General features: G+C 37.3%; 6 protein-coding genes. 2 read left to right on the forward strand and 4 right to left on the reverse strand.

Annotation, left to right across the window (positions count from 1 at the left end):
• Positions 1 to 116: 116 nt before the first annotated feature.
• The gene (gene secDF, locus M0M57_RS13120) at positions 117 to 3,083 is read left to right on the forward strand and encodes a protein translocase subunit SecDF (protein ID WP_248433481.1); all 2,967 of its coding nucleotides are present in this window, start codon (positions 117 to 119) and stop codon (positions 3,081 to 3,083) included.
• A 510-nt stretch (positions 3,084 to 3,593) separates the two neighbouring features.
• On the opposite strand, the gene lgt is transcribed toward secDF, so the two are convergent.
• From lgt to folE, 4 genes are all read right to left on the reverse strand, one after another.
• Complete coding sequence (gene lgt / locus M0M57_RS13125) at positions 3,594 to 4,520, reverse strand: prolipoprotein diacylglyceryl transferase (RefSeq protein ID WP_248433482.1); 927 nt, start codon at positions 4,518 to 4,520, stop codon at positions 3,594 to 3,596.
• A gap of 82 nt (positions 4,521 to 4,602) precedes the next feature.
• Positions 4,603 to 4,827, reverse strand: a complete 225-nt coding sequence (yidD, locus tag M0M57_RS13130) for a membrane protein insertion efficiency factor YidD (protein WP_248433483.1) — start codon at positions 4,825 to 4,827, stop codon at positions 4,603 to 4,605.
• 178 nt (positions 4,828 to 5,005) lie between these two features.
• Positions 5,006 to 6,526: a cysteine--tRNA ligase gene (cysS, locus tag M0M57_RS13135; RefSeq protein WP_248433484.1), complete on the reverse strand. Its 1,521-nt coding sequence runs from the start codon at positions 6,524 to 6,526 to the stop codon at positions 5,006 to 5,008.
• 219 nt (positions 6,527 to 6,745) lie between these two features.
• Positions 6,746 to 7,417: a GTP cyclohydrolase I FolE gene (gene folE, locus M0M57_RS13140; RefSeq protein ID WP_248433485.1), complete on the reverse strand. Its 672-nt coding sequence runs from the start codon at positions 7,415 to 7,417 to the stop codon at positions 6,746 to 6,748.
• A gap of 156 nt (positions 7,418 to 7,573) precedes the next feature.
• On the opposite strand from folE, the gene M0M57_RS13145 reads away from it, so the two are divergent.
• Complete coding sequence (locus tag M0M57_RS13145) at positions 7,574 to 17,800, forward strand: T9SS type B sorting domain-containing protein (protein ID WP_248433486.1); 10,227 nt, start codon at positions 7,574 to 7,576, stop codon at positions 17,798 to 17,800.
• The last annotated feature ends 60 nt before the right edge of the window (positions 17,801 to 17,860 follow it).

Genomic DNA, 17,860 nt, shown 5'->3' on the forward strand with positions numbered 1-17,860 from the left:
AATCCTATTCATAATTATATATTTGCACGTTTTATAAAATCGAAAAGAATGACTTATTTTCTTTTTACTTATAAATCAAAACCTTAACCAACAAAAATTAATTAATTCAAGTAATAATGCAGAGTAAAGGACTTATTAAATTTTTCGCAATTTTATTTGCATTGGTATGTATTTACCAACTTTCATTCACTTTTGTGGCCAATAAAGTTAAATCGGATGCCAAAGCTTTTGCCGGAGATGATGTAGCTAAAGAAGCTAAATATTTAGACTCAATCGGTAGAGAAAAAGTGTTCAATTTAGGTTTCACAGATTATACTTATAATGAGGTAAAAGATAAGCAAATCAACAAAGGGCTTGACCTTGAAGGAGGAATTAACGTAATACTTCAAATTTCTGTAAAAGACATTTTGGTTGGATTATCAAATGAATCACAAGATCCGGTCTTCAACAAAGCTTTAGCCGATGCAACTAAAAATATCAAAGGAAACCAAACTTATTTGGATGCCTTTTTTGAAGCTTTTGATGCAGAATCAAAAGGAAGAGTAAAATTAGCTTCACCTGATGTTTTCTTCAACAAAAACTTAGATGGTGATATTGATTTAAAAATGACTGATGCTCAGGTTAAAGCAGTTATCAAAAGAAAAGTAAACGAATCTGTTTTAAGTGCTTTTGAAGTACTTAGAAAACGTATCGATAAATTTGGGGTTACTCAACCAAACATTCAACAATTAGGCGAAACCGGAAGAATTTTAGTAGAATTACCTGGTGCAAAAGATGTTGACCGTATTAAAAATTTATTACAAAGTACGGCTCAATTAGAGTTTTGGGAAACGCATAAATTTGAAGAAGTTGCTCCTTTCTTAGGTCAATTAAACGAAAATTTAAAAGCAACTGAAGTAAAAGTTGATACAAAAGAAACTACTAAAACTGGAATTGACTCTTTATTAACTGATGCTTCAAAAGATTCTTTAGCCAACGCGAAAGGTAATAATCCTTTATTTGATAAAATGATATCGTACGGTGGTGGTCCTGTTTTGGGCTATTTTGCACCAAAAGATACTGCTGTAATCAATGAATATATAAATAGAAGTAGCAGCAAAGCTTTATTGTCACCTGAGTTGCGTTTTGCTCGTTTTGTATGGGGTAAACCAACTACCATTGATAACGAGAAAAAAGAAAAAGTAGAAGCAGTTGAATTATATGCTTTAAAATCTGACGGTCGTGTAGGAAAACCAGCCATTAGTGGTGGTGTTGTTGTGGATGCCAGAGAAACATTTGACCAGTTTGGAAAACCAGCCGTATCCATGCAAATGAATGGAAAAGGTGCTAAACAATGGGAAGAATTAACGGGTAAAGCTTTTACTCAAAAGAGTAGTATTGCTATCGTTTTAGATAATATTGTTTATTCTGCACCAGGTGTTTCATCGGGACCAATTTCCGGTGGAAGTTCTGAGATCTCAGGAAGTTTTACGATTGATGAAACAAAAGATTTAGCCAACGTTTTAAGAGCAGGTAAATTACCGGCAAAAGCAGATATCGTTCAGTCTGATGTAGTTGGACCATCGTTAGGTCAAGAAGCTATTGAAGATGGTATGTTGTCTTTCCTTATCGGAATGGTGTTAGTGGTTCTTTGGATGATTTTATATTATGGAAAAGCAGGTATTTATGCTAACTTCTCTTTATTAATAAACATCTTGTTTATCTTCGGAATTTTAGCAAGTTTAGGTGCTGTATTAACTTTACCAGGTATTGCCGGTATCGTTTTAACCATTGGTATGGCGGTAGATGCAAACGTAATTATTTTTGAACGAGCAAAAGAAGAATTAGATGCGGGCAAAACATTAGAAGAAGCAGTGAACTATTCATTCACTTGGAAAGGTGCAATGTCTTCTATTTTTGATGCAAACATTACTACAGCCTTAACAGCATTAATTTTATTAGTATTCGGAACAGGTCCAATCAAAGGATTTGCTACCACTTTATTAATTGGTATTGGAACATCGTTATTTACTTCTATTTTCATTACAAGATTATTCTTGGATTGGAGCGTGAAGAAAAATCAAAATCTTTCTTTTTCAACACCAATGACACACAATTGGTTCAAAAATATGAACATCGATTTCTTGAGTAAAAAGAAAATTGCTTATGCTATTTCAAGTGTGTTAGTAATTATTTCTTTAGTTTCTTTGTTCTTTGTTAACGGATTAAATCAAGGTGTTGATTTTGTGGGTGGACGTACTTTCCAAGTTCGTTTTGATAAAGAAGTTACTGCGAGTGAAGTAAGCTCAGCATTAACCGAAACTTTTGGAACCAATGTAGAAGCAAAAACCTTTGGTAATGATAATCAGTTAAAAATTACTACTAAATATAAGGTAAACGAAGAGAGTGAAGGAGTTGATAAAGAAGTGAATGAAAAATTATTTGAGGGATTAAAATCCTATTTCCCTAACACATCTTATGAAAATTTTGTTACTAACTTTGAAGGTAAAGAAATTGGTATTTTGCAAGCTTCTAAAGTTGGTCCTACCATTGCAGAAGACATCAAAACAAATTCATATTGGGCTGTTTTAGGATCATTATTAGTAGTTTTCCTTTACTTATTAATTAGTTTCAGAAAATGGCAGTTCTCATTAGGTGCTGTTGGAGCAGTATTCCATGACGTGATCATCGTACTTGGGGTTTACTCTTTATTCTGGAAGTACTTACCATTTAACATGGAAATCGACCAAGCATTCATCGCTGCAATTTTAACTGTAATTGGTTATTCGTTAAACGATACCGTAATTGTTTTTGACCGTGTTCGTGAGTTCTTAGGAACACATGAAGAAGGAACGTTTAATCAAGTAGTAAATAAAGCATTAAACACAACAATCAGTAGAACAGTTAATACATCGTTAACTACGTTAATCGTATTGTTTGCCATCTTTATCTTAGGTGGAGAAACCATCCGTGGATTCGTATTTGCTATTTTAGTTGGTATCTTGGTGGGAACTTACTCTTCCTTATTCATTGCAACTCCTTTAATGGCCGATACAGTTAATAAAGAAGAAGAAAGAAAAAGAGCTTTAAAGAAAGAAGAATAGTAAATTATTTACTTATCAATATAAACCCGGCCTTGTGTCGGGTTTTGTTTTTTGCATAGCAATCAAAAAGTTCAACGTTTATCTTTTCAAAAAACCTCACGTTAGACACAATAAATAAATATTTGGAGATTACTAACTGTTGTCCGTTGTCTGTTATCCGTCAACAGAAAACAGACAACAGACAACCAACCGATAACAGACAACCGATAACAGTAAGAAGCGAATGGCTCGGGCTTTTTCAGTAAACCATATTCCCGCTTTCCGTTCCAATTTTTTGTTCACGAGCAAAGCTCTCAACAAAAAGATTTCCACTTCAACCTGCCTGCCGGTAGGCGGGTCGGGGCTAAAAAATGAAATCATGTTCCTTTCTGCATCGGTCAAGAATAAATCACAATTTATCTCGATTCGTTTATTTTTCTTAAAAAAATAGCAGTAATGTTTTTAATTTATTTTTCTAAAATAAAAAAACCGACATCAAGCCGGTTTATATAACGATACTTATAAATAAATTTACACTTTCTTCGGTCTAAAAATATAATACAATCCAATCAAAACAAACGGAATACTTAACCATTGTCCGGTTGTCAACGCATTAAAAGTTGAATACTCTTCAAAACCACCTTGACTGGCTTTTACAAATTCAACAACAAATCGAACTGACCAAAGTAAAACCATGAACATTCCAAAAAGTAAACCCTCTTTTTTTCTGGCCTCTGTTTTCCAATACATAAAAAACAAAATCAGAAAAACAAAAATATAACCAAACGCTTCATATAATTGCGATGGATGCAAAGCCGGAACTTTATCTAACAAATAAGAAAACTCCGGATTATCAGAAATGGCTTTATACGCTTCTTTCGGATTGGCTATTTTAGTATTTAAAACTGCATCATTCTTACTGTAAAAATCCTGAACAAACTTAATTCCAAAAGCAGAATTAGTTTCATGTCCAACAATCTCAGAATTGAAAAAATTCCCTAATCTAACAAATATTGCCCCACTCGCCACCGGAATTACGACGCGATCCAACATCCATAACAAAGATTGTTTCATTATTTTTTTACTAAAATAAACCATAAACAAAATAATAGCAATTGCTGCTCCATGACTCGCTAATCCGGAAAATCCGGTAAACTCAAATTCAGGTTTTGTTCGAATAGGCAAGAGGATACTCAATGGATCTTCTCTAAATAATTCAGATTGATAGAAAATCACATGTCCCAATCGGGCACCAATTAAAGTAGCAACAACAGTGTAAATAAATAAACTGTCCAATTTTTCCAATGGTTCATTTTCTCTGATAAAAATGTGTTTCATAATATACCAGCCTAATGCAAAAGCAACCACGAACATCAAACTATAATAGCGAATTACAAAAGAACCAATTTCAATTCCTTCTGAAGGATTCCAGACAAAAGCCAAAAACGATGTAACCATAAATATGTTATTTGACGTAAATGTAAACGAATTTCGCTGAACTTGCAATTTCGAACATTTAATTAATTCTTAAAAAATGAAATTAGGGAACCGGATCATAACCGCTTTTTCCCCAAGGATGGCATTTTGAAATTCGTTTCATAGAAAGCCAAATCCCTTTTATAACGCCGTGTTTCTGAATTGCTTCTGCCGAATAATGCGAACAAGTAGGCTCAAATCGACAAGTCGCCGGAGTAAGAGGCGAAATAACAGCTTGGTAAAATCGAATCAGAAAAATAAAAGGAAACTGAATTATTTTTTTTAGCATTGATTTTGGTGTTTTTGAATAAAACGAACTCAATGGCACACGGATTTTTTAGATTTAATAGATTTCCGCTGATTTTAATAGCTAGCTATAATGGATTTAAGTGGATTCAAACCTACCAATTTAGCATAAATTTTCAACATCTCGTCTCCCCCTCCTTCGGAGGGGGTCGGGGGGAGGATTAATTCACACTAAAACTCGTCCCATCTTTCCCATCTTTCAATTGTATTCCAACAGACAAAAGTTGATCACGAATTTGATCCGAAAGAGCAAAATCTTTATTCGCACGGGCTTCGTTTCGCATTTGAATCATCAAATTAACAACGCCTTCTAATTTTTCAGAATTATTACTTTCTTCTTGTTTGTCAATTATTCCTAATATATCAAAAGTAAATGATTTCATGAGTTCTTTTAATCTTATCAAATCTTTTTTATTGATTGATGCGTTTCCAATTTTATTATAAATTTTTTCAATAACTTTAGAAATAGTTAACAGGTGCGAGATTAAAACAGGAGTGTTGAAATCATCATTTAATGATTTGTAAGCTGAATTTTCAAATTCTTCAACGAAATTCTTTTGATTAGAATAAGTATACTCATAATCAATAAAAGAAAACTCGGATGGAGAAATTGTATCTAATTTTTTAATGGCTTCAAGTATTGAATTTAAATTTATTTCAGCTTCAATCATAGATTTTTCACTAAAATCCATTACATTTCTATAATGAGATTTTAACATGCAAAATCTAAAAACATTAGGGGTGTAAGTTCTAGTTAATAAAGGATTTCCTCCTTCAAAGATTTCATTTGGTAAAATATAATTTCCTGTGGATTTAGCCATTTTTTTTCCGTTGAGCGTTAACATATTGGCGTGCATCCAAATGTTCACCGGACTATGTCCTGTGCATGCTTCGTTTTGAGCAATTTCACATTCGTGGTGCGGAAATTTCAAATCCATTCCACCACCATGAATATCAAATTTTTCACCTAAATATTTAGTACTCATTGCCGTACATTCCAAATGCCAACCCGGAAAACCAATTCCCCACGGCGAAGGCCAACGCATAATGTGCTGTGGTTCAGCTTTTTTCCACAAGGCAAAATCTTGCGGACTCTTTTTATCCGAAACACCGTCCAAATCACGTGTATTCGCAATCATATCTTCAATGTTTCTGCCGCTCAATTTTCCGTAATGATGCGTTTCATTAAACTTTTTTACATCAAAATAAACGGAACCGTTTGATTCATACGCAAAACCATTATCAATAATTTTTTGTATAATCTCCTGTTGTTCAATAATATGACCAGTTGCAGTAGGTTCAATACTTGGCGGAAGAAAATTTAATTTATGCAAAATCGTATGAAAATCAACTGTATAGCGTTGCACAATTTCCATCGGTTCCAATTGCTCGATGCGGGCTTTTTTGGCAATTCGGTCTTCACCTTCCTCTGCATCATTTTCCAAATGTCCGGCGTCGGTAATATTTCGCACATAGCGAACTTTGTAACCCAAATGAAGAAAATAACGAAAAATCACATCAAAACTCATAAAAGTCCGCACGTTTCCAAGGTGAACATTGCTGTAAACCGTTGGTCCACACACATACATTCCCACATTTCCTTCGTGAATTGGTTTAAAAACTTCTTTTTCACCCGAAAGCGAATTGTATATTTTTAAGGTTTGATTTTCGTATAACTTCATTATTACTTATATAATTTTCAATTTTTTTTGTAATCTTTAATGGAACACGGATTTAACGAATTAGCTAACGCTAAACACAGGTTTTCACAGATTTTGATAGTTTCACTATTGTTTGATTTTCACGGATTTCTTTACCTAAATTTTCAGAATTCAATAGAAATTCTAATTATCGACAAAAAACCAACAACTGAGAACAGATAACTGACAACGGATAACCCTCTAAAACTTCGTCTCCAATTTAATATAGTCCAAAAACTCTCTTCTAACTTTTTCGTCTTTAAATTTTCCGCCAAATTCCGAAGTAACCGTGCTACTTTCAATATCTCTGATTCCTCTTGAATTTACACACAAATGCTTTGCATCAATCACACAAGCAACATCTTCAGTATTCAATGCTTTTTGTAATTCTTTCACAATTTGCATCGTAAGTCTTTCCTGAACTTGAGGACGTTTTGCAAAATAATCCACAATTCTGTTCATTTTAGACAAACCAATTACTTGTCCACTGGAAATGTAAGCCACGTGAGCTCTTCCTACAATAGGAAGCAAATGATGTTCGCAAGTAGAATAAAGTGTGATGTTTTTTTCAACCAACATTTCTCCGTATTTATATCCGTTTTCAAACGTAGAAGAACTCGGCTTTCGTGACGGATTTAATCCACCAAAAATTTCTTTGACAAACATTTTCGCCACTCGATTTGGAGTGCCTTTCATACTGTCATCGGTTAAATCCATTCCCAATGTAGTCAAAATATTGGTTACATCTTTTTTGATTAATTCAATTTTTTGATCATCGGTTAAATCAAAAGCATCTTTACGAACCGGATTTTCGATTGAAGTACCAATATGATTGTCTCCTAATTCTTCCGAAAAAATATCGTTGTTATTCATTAAAATATAATATAAATAGGTGTATTAGTAAAGTGTGCAAAGATAAACAAAATGCGGAAATTTTATGTTGTAATAAAAGGAATTGCAAAAAATAGAAATTTTAAGATAATTCTAAGTTAAAAATATGTAAATTTCCGGCTTTAAAAATTCCAAATTATGAATATAAGAATACTATTTTGTCTGTTTAGTTGTCTTTTAATCAGCTTTTTAAGTGCTCAAAATTTAATCCCAAATGGTGATTTTGAGCAAGGAGCCGGAATCGGTTTCCAATCCGACTATAATCTCATAAATCCTGGAGCTGGTCAGGCAAATAGTGTTTCGAGACAGTATGCAATTATCAATGACCCTTATTTATTAAACACATCTAATTTTATCAATTCTGGTGATTATACAACCGGAACAGGTTTAATGATGGTGTGTGATGGAGCACATAATCAGTCAGAAGTTTTTTGGAAAACAAATGGAGATATATTATTGGAGGCAGGTGAAACATATCGTTTTAGATTTTTCATTCGCTCTGTAAACAACACTAATCCGCAACCTGAAATTGGTTTTAGAGTTATGGCTGCAGCAGCCACTTATTTTACAGGGAGTTATACTGTAACAGAACCTTCAACAGGCTGGCAAGAGGTAAGTTTTGATTATACCGTTTCAGAGCCTGGTGCTCCTTACAGAAGATTTGAATTATACAATATTAACCAAAGTGATGTTGGAAATGATTTTGCTATCGATGAAATTATTTTAGAACGATTAGAACCTCTAACTATTAATTATTCATCTATTAATGTATCTTGTTTTGGTGAAAATGATGGTTCTATTGTTGTTTATGGTCAAGGAGGAACGCAACCTTATACTTCTTATTCAATTACTGGCCCGGTAAATCTTACTAACACAACGGGTATTTTTATTAATCTCCCTCCCGGAACTTACACAGCTTCTGTGACAGATTCTAACGCTGATACCGCTACTGCATCAGGAATAGTGATAATTCAACCAAATGATTTAGTAGTTACACCAAATAGAACGATATGTTTAGGTGAATCGGCAACATTAACTGCGTCTGGTGGTGCAAATTATGTTTGGACAGCTGTTCCAGCAGATCCATCACTTACCGATCCTAATAATGCTTCTGTTATTGTAAGCCCAACTACAACAACAACTTATACAGTAAATTCAACTTCGGTTACGCCAAGAAATTTAATTTTTAACGGCGATTTTTCGTTGGGTAATACGGGTTTTACAACAGATTATCAATATTTAGATCCTGTAAATCCGGTTGGAGTACAGGGGGCTTATGCAGTGGTTACAAATTCTCAAACATGGTTTGCAGGTTTTTCTAACTGTACAGATCATACATCAGGAACGGGTAATATGATGGTTGTAGATGGTTCAATTGCAAATTCTGGAAACGATAAAGTTTGGTGTCAAACTGTACCAGTAACGCCGGGTCAGAATTATACCTTCTCCTATTGGATTCAAACGGTTGCTACACCTAATCCTGCCAATATTGATGTGATAATAAATGGTGTTTCAATTGGTTCAAATCTTGCTCCAACTACCACTTGTGGATGGGTGCAAAGATCTTATACTTGGAATTCAGGAGTAGCTACAACAGCAGAAATATGTATGTTTGATAGAGTTGTTACCGTTGCCGGAAATGATTTTGCTATTGATGATATTCAGTTTGTAACTAATAGTACTTGTAACCTTTCTAAGTCGGTAACGGTTACCGTTCAATCAATTTCCGCAACTGCTTCTTTTACAAGTGGTGATGTAACGAGTTGTCCTGGATCAACTTTGCTTACGTTTAGTGGAACTCCCAACACCAGTTTCACTATTTCATCAAGTTCTGGTGGATTTTATAATATACCAATTAATGCTGCTGGTACAGCTTCTTTCACAACACCTTTTTTAAATACTACAACTATTTTTACTTTGGTAAGTATTTTTCAAAATCCTCCAGGTTGTTCAGCACCACTTACAGGAAGTGTGACCATTACAATTAATTTGAATGGTTGTGCTACAGTTACAGCGGGTGGAGTTGATTTAGGTGATGCAATTTCAGCTCAAGCTTGTGACGTAAATGAGTGCATTGATTTAACAGCATCTTATATAGATTTCGGAACAACAACACAATACACAGTAAGTGAAATCGACTTTTGTCCTCAAGCACCTTTCATAAATAGTGGTGCTCCATGGAATGAGTTGTATGGAAATCCTCCTCCTCCGGGTGGAGTTAATGGTGATGATCAATGGTCTGCACCTTTCGCATTTCCTAATCCTAATCCTGCCGATCCTCCTTTTGTCTTTTGTTTTTTTGGAAATCAATATACAAGTATAAATGTTGGAACTAATGGAGTTATTACATTCAATCCACAAGCAGGAGGAAGTAATTGTCCTTGGGCATATAATCAAACAATTCCAAATGCTGGTTTTCCGATAAGAAATGCAATATATGGTGTATATCAAGATACTGATTTTTCAGTAACTCCCACACCTCCCGCTCAAATAAGTGCAACATATGCTGTTGTAGGAACATATCCCTGTAGAAAATTTATAGCAAATTTTTCTAATATGCCGCAATTTTCATGTGCTAATAGTGTTGGTTTACAAACATCACAGATAGTTTTATATGAAATTTCCAATATTGTTGAAGTTTATGTACAACGCAGAACTCCTTGTCCTACTTGGAATAATGGTAATGGTTTAATTGGAATTCAAAATGCAGCTGGAACATTAGCATATACTCCGCCTGGATTTAATACGGGTGCTTGGTCTGCAACAAACAGAGCATTTAGATTTACACCTTCTGGACCTTCGTCAACTACTTTTCAATGGTTAGAAAATGGCAATCCATACAGCACGGATACAACAATAACTGTTTGTCCTACAGTTACTTCTGTTTATACTGCTCAAGCAACATACACACAATGTAGTGGAGTTACAAGTGTAGAAAAAGATTTTACTATAAATGTTTTTCTTCCTGAGGCAGGTACAGACCCTATTGATTTAGAAGAGTGTGAAAATCTTTTTGATTTAACAGTAAATGATGCTGTTATGGTTGGAAGTGGAGATCCTTTTTTATTTTCTATTGGTTACTATACTTCTCAATCTGATGCGGAACAATTACTTGATCAGATTACCACTCAAAATGCTTTTGTAGCAACTAGTAACCCACAAACTATTTATGCAGCAGTATCAGACTTTAGTACAGGTTGTGATAGAATTAGACCTTTTACAATACAATGGGATCCATGTGGTTTAGATCCTCAAGCTAACCCATTAGCATTATGTGATGATGCCTCGGGCGATGGATTTGAGATTTTTGATTTAACACAAAATGATTTAGCTGCTTTGAATGGATTACAAGCAAGTTTGCATAACATTACTTACCATACAAGTCAAGCCGATGCGGATATAGGTGTTGCAGCAATTATACCTGCAAACATATATAATGGAACAACACAAACTATTTATGTTCGTGTCGAAGAAATTGCCAATCCAACCACTAATTTTGGAACTACATTTTTCTCTTTGACTGTGCATCCACCCGTTATAGTTACGGTTAATGATCCTACTGTTTGTGAAGGTGATGACGCTACCGTTACAGCTACTCCGGGAGTAGCCGGTAGTTATGATTACGCATGGACAGTTCCTTCACCTGCATCTAATCCGGGTAATGTTGCAAGTTTTACCACCACAATTCCGGGTGTTTATAGTGTGATTATAACCGATTTAACAACTGGTTGTCAATCAGTTTCTACTAGTGGAATAGTTACCGTTAACCCCAACCCAACCGCTACAGTCAATAGTCCCACGGTATGCGAAGGCACATCCGCCACTCTAACAGCCACCCCAGGAGTAGCAGGTAGTTATGATTATGTTTGGAGTGTTCCATCAGGGCCAAATCCGGGTAATGTAGCTAGTTTTACAACCGCCATTGCAGGTGTTTATAGTGTAATTATCACTGATACGGTAACCGGTTGTTTTTCCGCAAGTGCTTCGGGCACAGTAACGATAGATCCAAATCCAACAGTCACAGTTAATAGCCCAAGTGTTTGTGATGGAGCAGCGACTACTGTCATCGCAACCCCAGGCACAGCGGGAACTTATGATTATGTATGGACAATTCCTTCCGGAAGCAATCCGGGCAATGTAGCGAGTTTTACCACTACAATACCCGGTGTTTATAGTGTTATTATTACAGATACAGTAACCGGCTGTTTTTCAGCGAGTGCATCGGGTACAGTAACATCCAATCCAAATCCGACAGTTACAGTCAATAGTCCAACGGAGTGTGAAGGCACGCCTGCGACAGTTACTGCCACACCATCAGGAGCCAGTACTTACGATTATGTATGGACAGTTCCTTCCGGAACTAATCCTGGTAATGTTGCAAGTTTCACCACCACAATAGCAGGTGTTTATAGTGTTATTATTACTGATACAGTTACGGGTTGTTTCTCAGCGAGTGCCTCAGGAACAGTGACAATAAATTTAAATCCAACCGTTACAGTCAATAGTCCATCGGTATGTGATGGTACATCCGCTACTGTAACAGCCACCCCAGGAGTAGCAGGTAGTTATGATTATGTTTGGAGTGTTCCATCAGGACCAAATCCGGGTAATGTAGCTAGTTTTACAACCGCCATTGCAGGTGTTTATAGTGTAATTATCACTGATACGGTAACCGGTTGTTTTTCTGCAAGTGCTTCGGGCACAGTAACGATAAATCCAAATCCAACAGTCACAGTTAATAGCCCAAGTGTTTGTGATGGAGCAGCGACTACTGTCATTGCAACCCCAGGCACAGCAGGAACTTATGACTATGTATGGACAATTCCTTCCGGAACCAATCCGGGCAATGTAGCGAGTTTTACCACTACAATACCCGGTGTTTATAGTGTTATTATTACAGATACAGTAACCGGCTGTTTTTCAGCGAGTGCATCGGGTACAGTAACATCCAATCCAAATCCGACAGTTATAGTCAATAGTCCAACCGAGTGTGAAGGCACTCCTGCGACAGTGACAGCAACACCAGGAGTCGCGGGGAGTTATGATTATACATGGAGCGTTCCGTCAGGGCCTAATCCTGGTAATGTTGCAAGTTTCACCACCACAATAGCAGGTGTTTATAGTGTTATTATTACTGATACAGTTACGGGTTGTTTCTCAGCCAGTGCCTCAGGAACAGTGACAATAAATCTAAATCCAACAGTAAGTGTTAATAGTCCATCGGTATGTGATGGTACATCCGCCACTGTTACAGCCACCCCAGGAGTAGCGGGTAGTTATGATTATGTTTGGACAGTACCATCAGGACCAAATCCGGGTAATGTAGCTAGTTTTACAACCGCCATTGCAGGTGTTTATAGTGTAATTATCACTGATACGGTAACCGGTTGTTTTTCCGCAAGTGCTTCGGGCACAGTAACGATAAATCCAAATCCAACAGTCACAGTTAATAGCCCAAGTGTTTGTGATGGAGCAGCGACTACTGTCATTGCAACCCCAGGCACAGCAGGAACTTATGACTATGTATGGACAATTCCTTCCGGAACCAATCCGGGCAATGTAGCGAGTTTTACCACTACAATACCCGGTGTTTATAGTGTTATTATTACAGATACAGTAACCGGCTGTTTTTCAGCGAGTGCATCGGGTACAGTAACATCCAATCCAAATCCGACAGTTATAGTCAATAGTCCAACCGAGTGTGAAGGCACACCTGCGACAGTGACAGCAACACCAGGAGTCGCGGGGAGTTATGATTATACATGGAGCGTTCCGTCAGGGCCTAATCCTGGTAATGTTGCAAGTTTCACCACCACAATAGCAGGTGTTTATAGTGTTATTATTACTGATACAGTTACGGGTTGTTTCTCAGCCAGTGCCTCAGGAACAGTGACAATAAATCTAAATCCAACAGTAAGTGTTAATAGTCCATCGGTATGTGATGGTACATCCGCCACTGTTACAGCCACCCCAGGAGTAGCGGGTAGTTATGATTATGTTTGGACAGTACCATCAGGACCAAATCCGGGTAATGTAGCTAGTTTTACAACCGCCATTGCAGGTGTTTATAGTGTAATTATCACTGATACGGTAACCGGTTGTTTTTCCGCAAGTGCTTCGGGCACAGTAACGATAAATCCAAATCCAACAGTCACAGTTAATAGCCCAAGTGTTTGTGATGGCACAGCAGCTACCGTAATTGCAACTCCGGCTATCGCAGGAAGTTATAATTATGCTTGGACAATTCCTTCCGGAAGCAATCCGGGTAATGTAGCGAGTTTCACCACCACAATTGCGGGTGTTTACAGCGTGATTATCACTGATACAGTAACCGGCTGTTTTTCAGCGAGTGCATCGGGTACAGTAACAATTAATCCAAATCCAACAGTAACAGTAAATTCTCCAACAGTTTGTGCGGGAGATTTAGCCACGTTAACTGCTACGCCAAGTACACCGGGTACCTACGATTATGTATGGACAGTGCCAACTGACGCCACAAACCCAGGCAATGTAGCGAGTTTTAACACAGCAGTAGAAGGTGTTTACAGTGTAGTTATCACCGATACGACAACAGGTTGTTTCTCAACAAGTGGCTCAGGTACAGTAACGTTGTTACCCTTGCCAACAGCAAGTGTATCGGGCGATATAATAATATGTCCAACGGGAGAAGCCACGATTACTTTCACCGCTACACCGGGATCTACGATAGAATATACCATCAATACGGGAGGCGTTCAAACCCAAGTAATAGATGCTTCCGGTATTTATACCATAACAGATACCTATACCATAACAACCACTTATACGTTAATTGGTGTTTTCACCAATACAATTCGGGTTTGTTCGGTGCCGCTCAATCAAACTGCTACAGTAACCGTTGCACCTGCTCCACTAATTTTTACTCATCCTGATTTAGTGCTTTGTGATGATAATAATGATGGACGAGGTCTATTTAATTTGGCTCAAACCGAAAATATTATCACAGGCGGAGCTACTGGATTAACAGTAACGTATCATGAGACGTTAACTGATGCTCAATTAGGCGGAGCACCGATACTGAGCCCTGCAAATTATTTATCACTTAATCCATGGCTTCAAACCATATATGTTCGAGTGATAAATACAGGAGCAACCGATTGTCCTTCAATTACCACGTTTAATTTAATTGTTAATCCATTCCCGGTAATCAATACGACTCCGGATGATTATGCGTTGTGTGATGATGATACGGATGGTGTTCAAGTATTTGATTTATCTTCTCGTTTAACTAATATTTTAGGCGGATTAGATCCAAGTTTACATACGGTAACATTCCACCCAAGCCAGGCGGAGGCAATTGTTGGCACACCACAACTTCCACCGTCATATAGCAGTTCAACACAAACTATTTGGGTTCGTGTGACCATTAATGCCACGGGTTGTTATGATGTAGCACCATTAGAATTAGTTGTTAATCCGTTACCGATTGCTAATTTGCCAACACCATTAACCTTGTGTGACGACAATAATCCGGGAGATGAAGAGGAAGAATTTGATTTAACGCAAGCCATTGCCGAGATTGTGGGCACACAACAAGGATTAGTGGTTACGTTCCATTTCACGTTGCTTCAAGCACAACAAGGCACCAATGCGTTACCTACATTATATACAAACACGTCTAACGTTCAAACTATTCATGTTCGGGTGCTTAATCCGGTTACGGGATGTTATTCGACCACTACTTTAGATTTACGAGTAGAACCACTTCCAATATTACTTATTCCGATTAACCCAATCACGTTGTGTGACGACAACAATGACGGTTTGGCTACTTTTGATTTAGGAGCACTTATACCGGACTTACTCAATGGAGCAACGGATATTACTGTTACCTTCCACGAAACCGAGCAAGAGGCATTGGATGGTAATAATGATTTACCGCTTTCATACTTAACAATTTTGCCATGGCAACAGTTTATTTATGTTCGAGCAGAGCATAACACAACAGGTTGTGTGCGAGTGATGATGCTTGAACTAGTAGTAAACCCAAGCCCGGAAGTACCAACAAATTTACCGGATATCGTTCAATGTGATACCGATGGTAATCAGCAAAACGGCTTTAGTACCTTTGATTTAAGTGTTCAAACGCCCATTATCTTAGCTGCTCAAAGTGGAGCTGCTTCAGATTATCAAGTGGCTTATTTTACATCACAAGCTGATGCAATTGGTGGTACTTCAGCCATTGCGAATATAACAACGTATCAAAACACAAGCAATCCACAAACCATTTGGGTACGAGTGACTGATATTGCCACAGGTTGTTTCCATACGGGAAGTTTCAATTTGATTGTAAACCTGCCTTTGGCACTCACCATACCGGATCCGATATCGTTGTGTGATGAGGCTTTACCAAATAATCAATTTACAGTATTTGACTTAACTATCCGCAATAATGCAATTACTAATAATTTAGGAGGTTATACCGTTACGTATTATCCAAGTTATCAAAATGCGTTGGATAATGTCAATGCAATTCAAGACCCAACGGCTTATACTAATGCAGTTGCAGCAGTGCAAACCTTAGGGGTGAAAGTGACGAGTGCGGCGGGATGTTCGAGCTTTACGACTTTAACCATTCGAGTAATTCCAAGACCGGAACCACTATTTGATCCGGCACCGATAGAAGAGTGTGATGACAATAATCCGGGTGATGGTTTAGAAAATTTTGATCTAACTCAGCGAGCGATTTATATCTTAAACGGAGCTAGTTTAACAGAGTTTTCTTTGACGTATTTTGAGAGTTATGCTGATGCAGAAACAGAAACTAATCCGATTCCTGTTCCAACTAGCTATGACAGTACAAATCCAAATACACAAACCATTTATGTTCGTGTAACCAGAATACCAACCAATCCGATGGAGCCAAGATGTTATGAAATTGTAGAGCTTCAATTGATTGTTAATCCGCTACCGGATATTGTTTCGCCGGTTAATTTATACCAATGTGTGGCAATAGATCAACCGATTTTACCATTCACATTAAGTTTAGCCAATGAAGATGTTTTGGGAGCCAATCAAACTGAGGCCGACTTTAGCGTAACGTATTATGCATCACAGGCTCATGCAGATGCGGGTAGTCCACAATTGCCAAACACGTACCCAAGTACAAGTGTTCAAGGCACACCGGAGACTATTTATGTAAGAGTAGAGAATAAAATCACAGCATGTTTTATTGTTGGAACAGTAGATTTAGTGATTGAAGAAGGAACCTTTGCTAATCCAATTCCGGTAGATGATCCGGCCGTAACCAAATGTGACGATCAAGATGCTGATAACGATGGTTTAGCTGCGTTTAATTTAGATGCAGATGTAACGCCACTACTATTAGGAGCTACTATAACACCACCAAATAATTATGCAGGCACAGTGGTTTACTATTTTGAAAGTCTTACTGCAGCACAGCAAGCAGCAGAAGAAAACGATTATAGTGGAGCACTATCAGGAACTGATTTAACAGCCTTTGTCAACACTACTCCTTTTAGTCAGGAAATCTATGCTGTTTTGGTGAACCCAAACACGCAAAGTGGCTGTCCGAACATTGTTCCGGTAACCTTGACAGTGCATAAAATACCTGAGCCAACGGTTCAAGACGACTTTATCTGTACCGATCCGATTACAGGCGATGTAATTAGAGAAGCTATTTTAGAGAGTGGATTAGATCCATTAACACATAATTTTGTATGGACAGATTCACTTGGCAATGAACTAGGTACCGATGCAAACTTGACGGTAAATACTCCGGGAGCTTATACCTTAACTGTTACAAATAACGAAACGGAACCAAAATGTTCAAACACGATAACAGTGAATGTGGTTCAGTCCGAGCAAGCTACCTTGAGTTATGTGCAGAGTAATTATTTTACCGACAACGCCACTATAACGATCATTGCAAACGGAATCACGATTCCGGATCAAGGCAATGCGAATTATGTGTATAGTTTAGACAACGGACCATTTCAAACCAGTAATGTGTTTACCAACGTGAGTGCGGGAAGTCACCTTGTTACAGTTCGAGACTTAAATGGTTGTGAAGATGCTACGATCGAAGTATTTGTTGTAGATTATCCAAAATTCTTTACACCAAATGGAGACGGTTATAATGACACTTGGAATATTTTTTCGCTAAGAGACACCAATCCTAACGCAAAAATTTATATATTTGACCGCTATGGAAAATTCCTGAAACAAATAGTTCCTATAGGTCAAGGTTGGGACGGAACATTCAACGGCGAAAACCTACCCTCAACCGATTACTGGTTTACAGTAGAGTACCTGGAAAACGATCAAACCAAAACATTTAAAGCACATTTTTCATTAAAAAGATAGAATTATAATCAATAAAAAAAACTCTTGATGAACGTCAAGAGTTTTTTTTATCGATGAAAT

This window comes from Flavobacterium azooxidireducens (assembly GCF_023195775.1).
GTDB lineage: Bacteria > Bacteroidota > Bacteroidia > Flavobacteriales > Flavobacteriaceae > Flavobacterium > Flavobacterium azooxidireducens.

Coding starts and splice junctions, on each gene's coding strand:
- secDF (WP_248433481.1), top strand. CDS start 117: ATGCAGAGTAAAGGACTTATTAAATTTTTCGCAATTTTATTTGCATTG.
- lgt (WP_248433482.1), bottom strand. CDS start 4,520: ATGGTTACATCGTTTTTGGCTTTTGTCTGGAATCCTTCAGAAGGAATT.
- yidD (WP_248433483.1), bottom strand. CDS start 4,827: ATGCTAAAAAAAATAATTCAGTTTCCTTTTATTTTTCTGATTCGATTT.
- cysS (WP_248433484.1), bottom strand. CDS start 6,526: ATGAAGTTATACGAAAATCAAACCTTAAAAATATACAATTCGCTTTCG.
- folE (WP_248433485.1), bottom strand. CDS start 7,417: ATGAATAACAACGATATTTTTTCGGAAGAATTAGGAGACAATCATATT.
- M0M57_RS13145 (WP_248433486.1), top strand. CDS start 7,574: ATGAATATAAGAATACTATTTTGTCTGTTTAGTTGTCTTTTAATCAGC.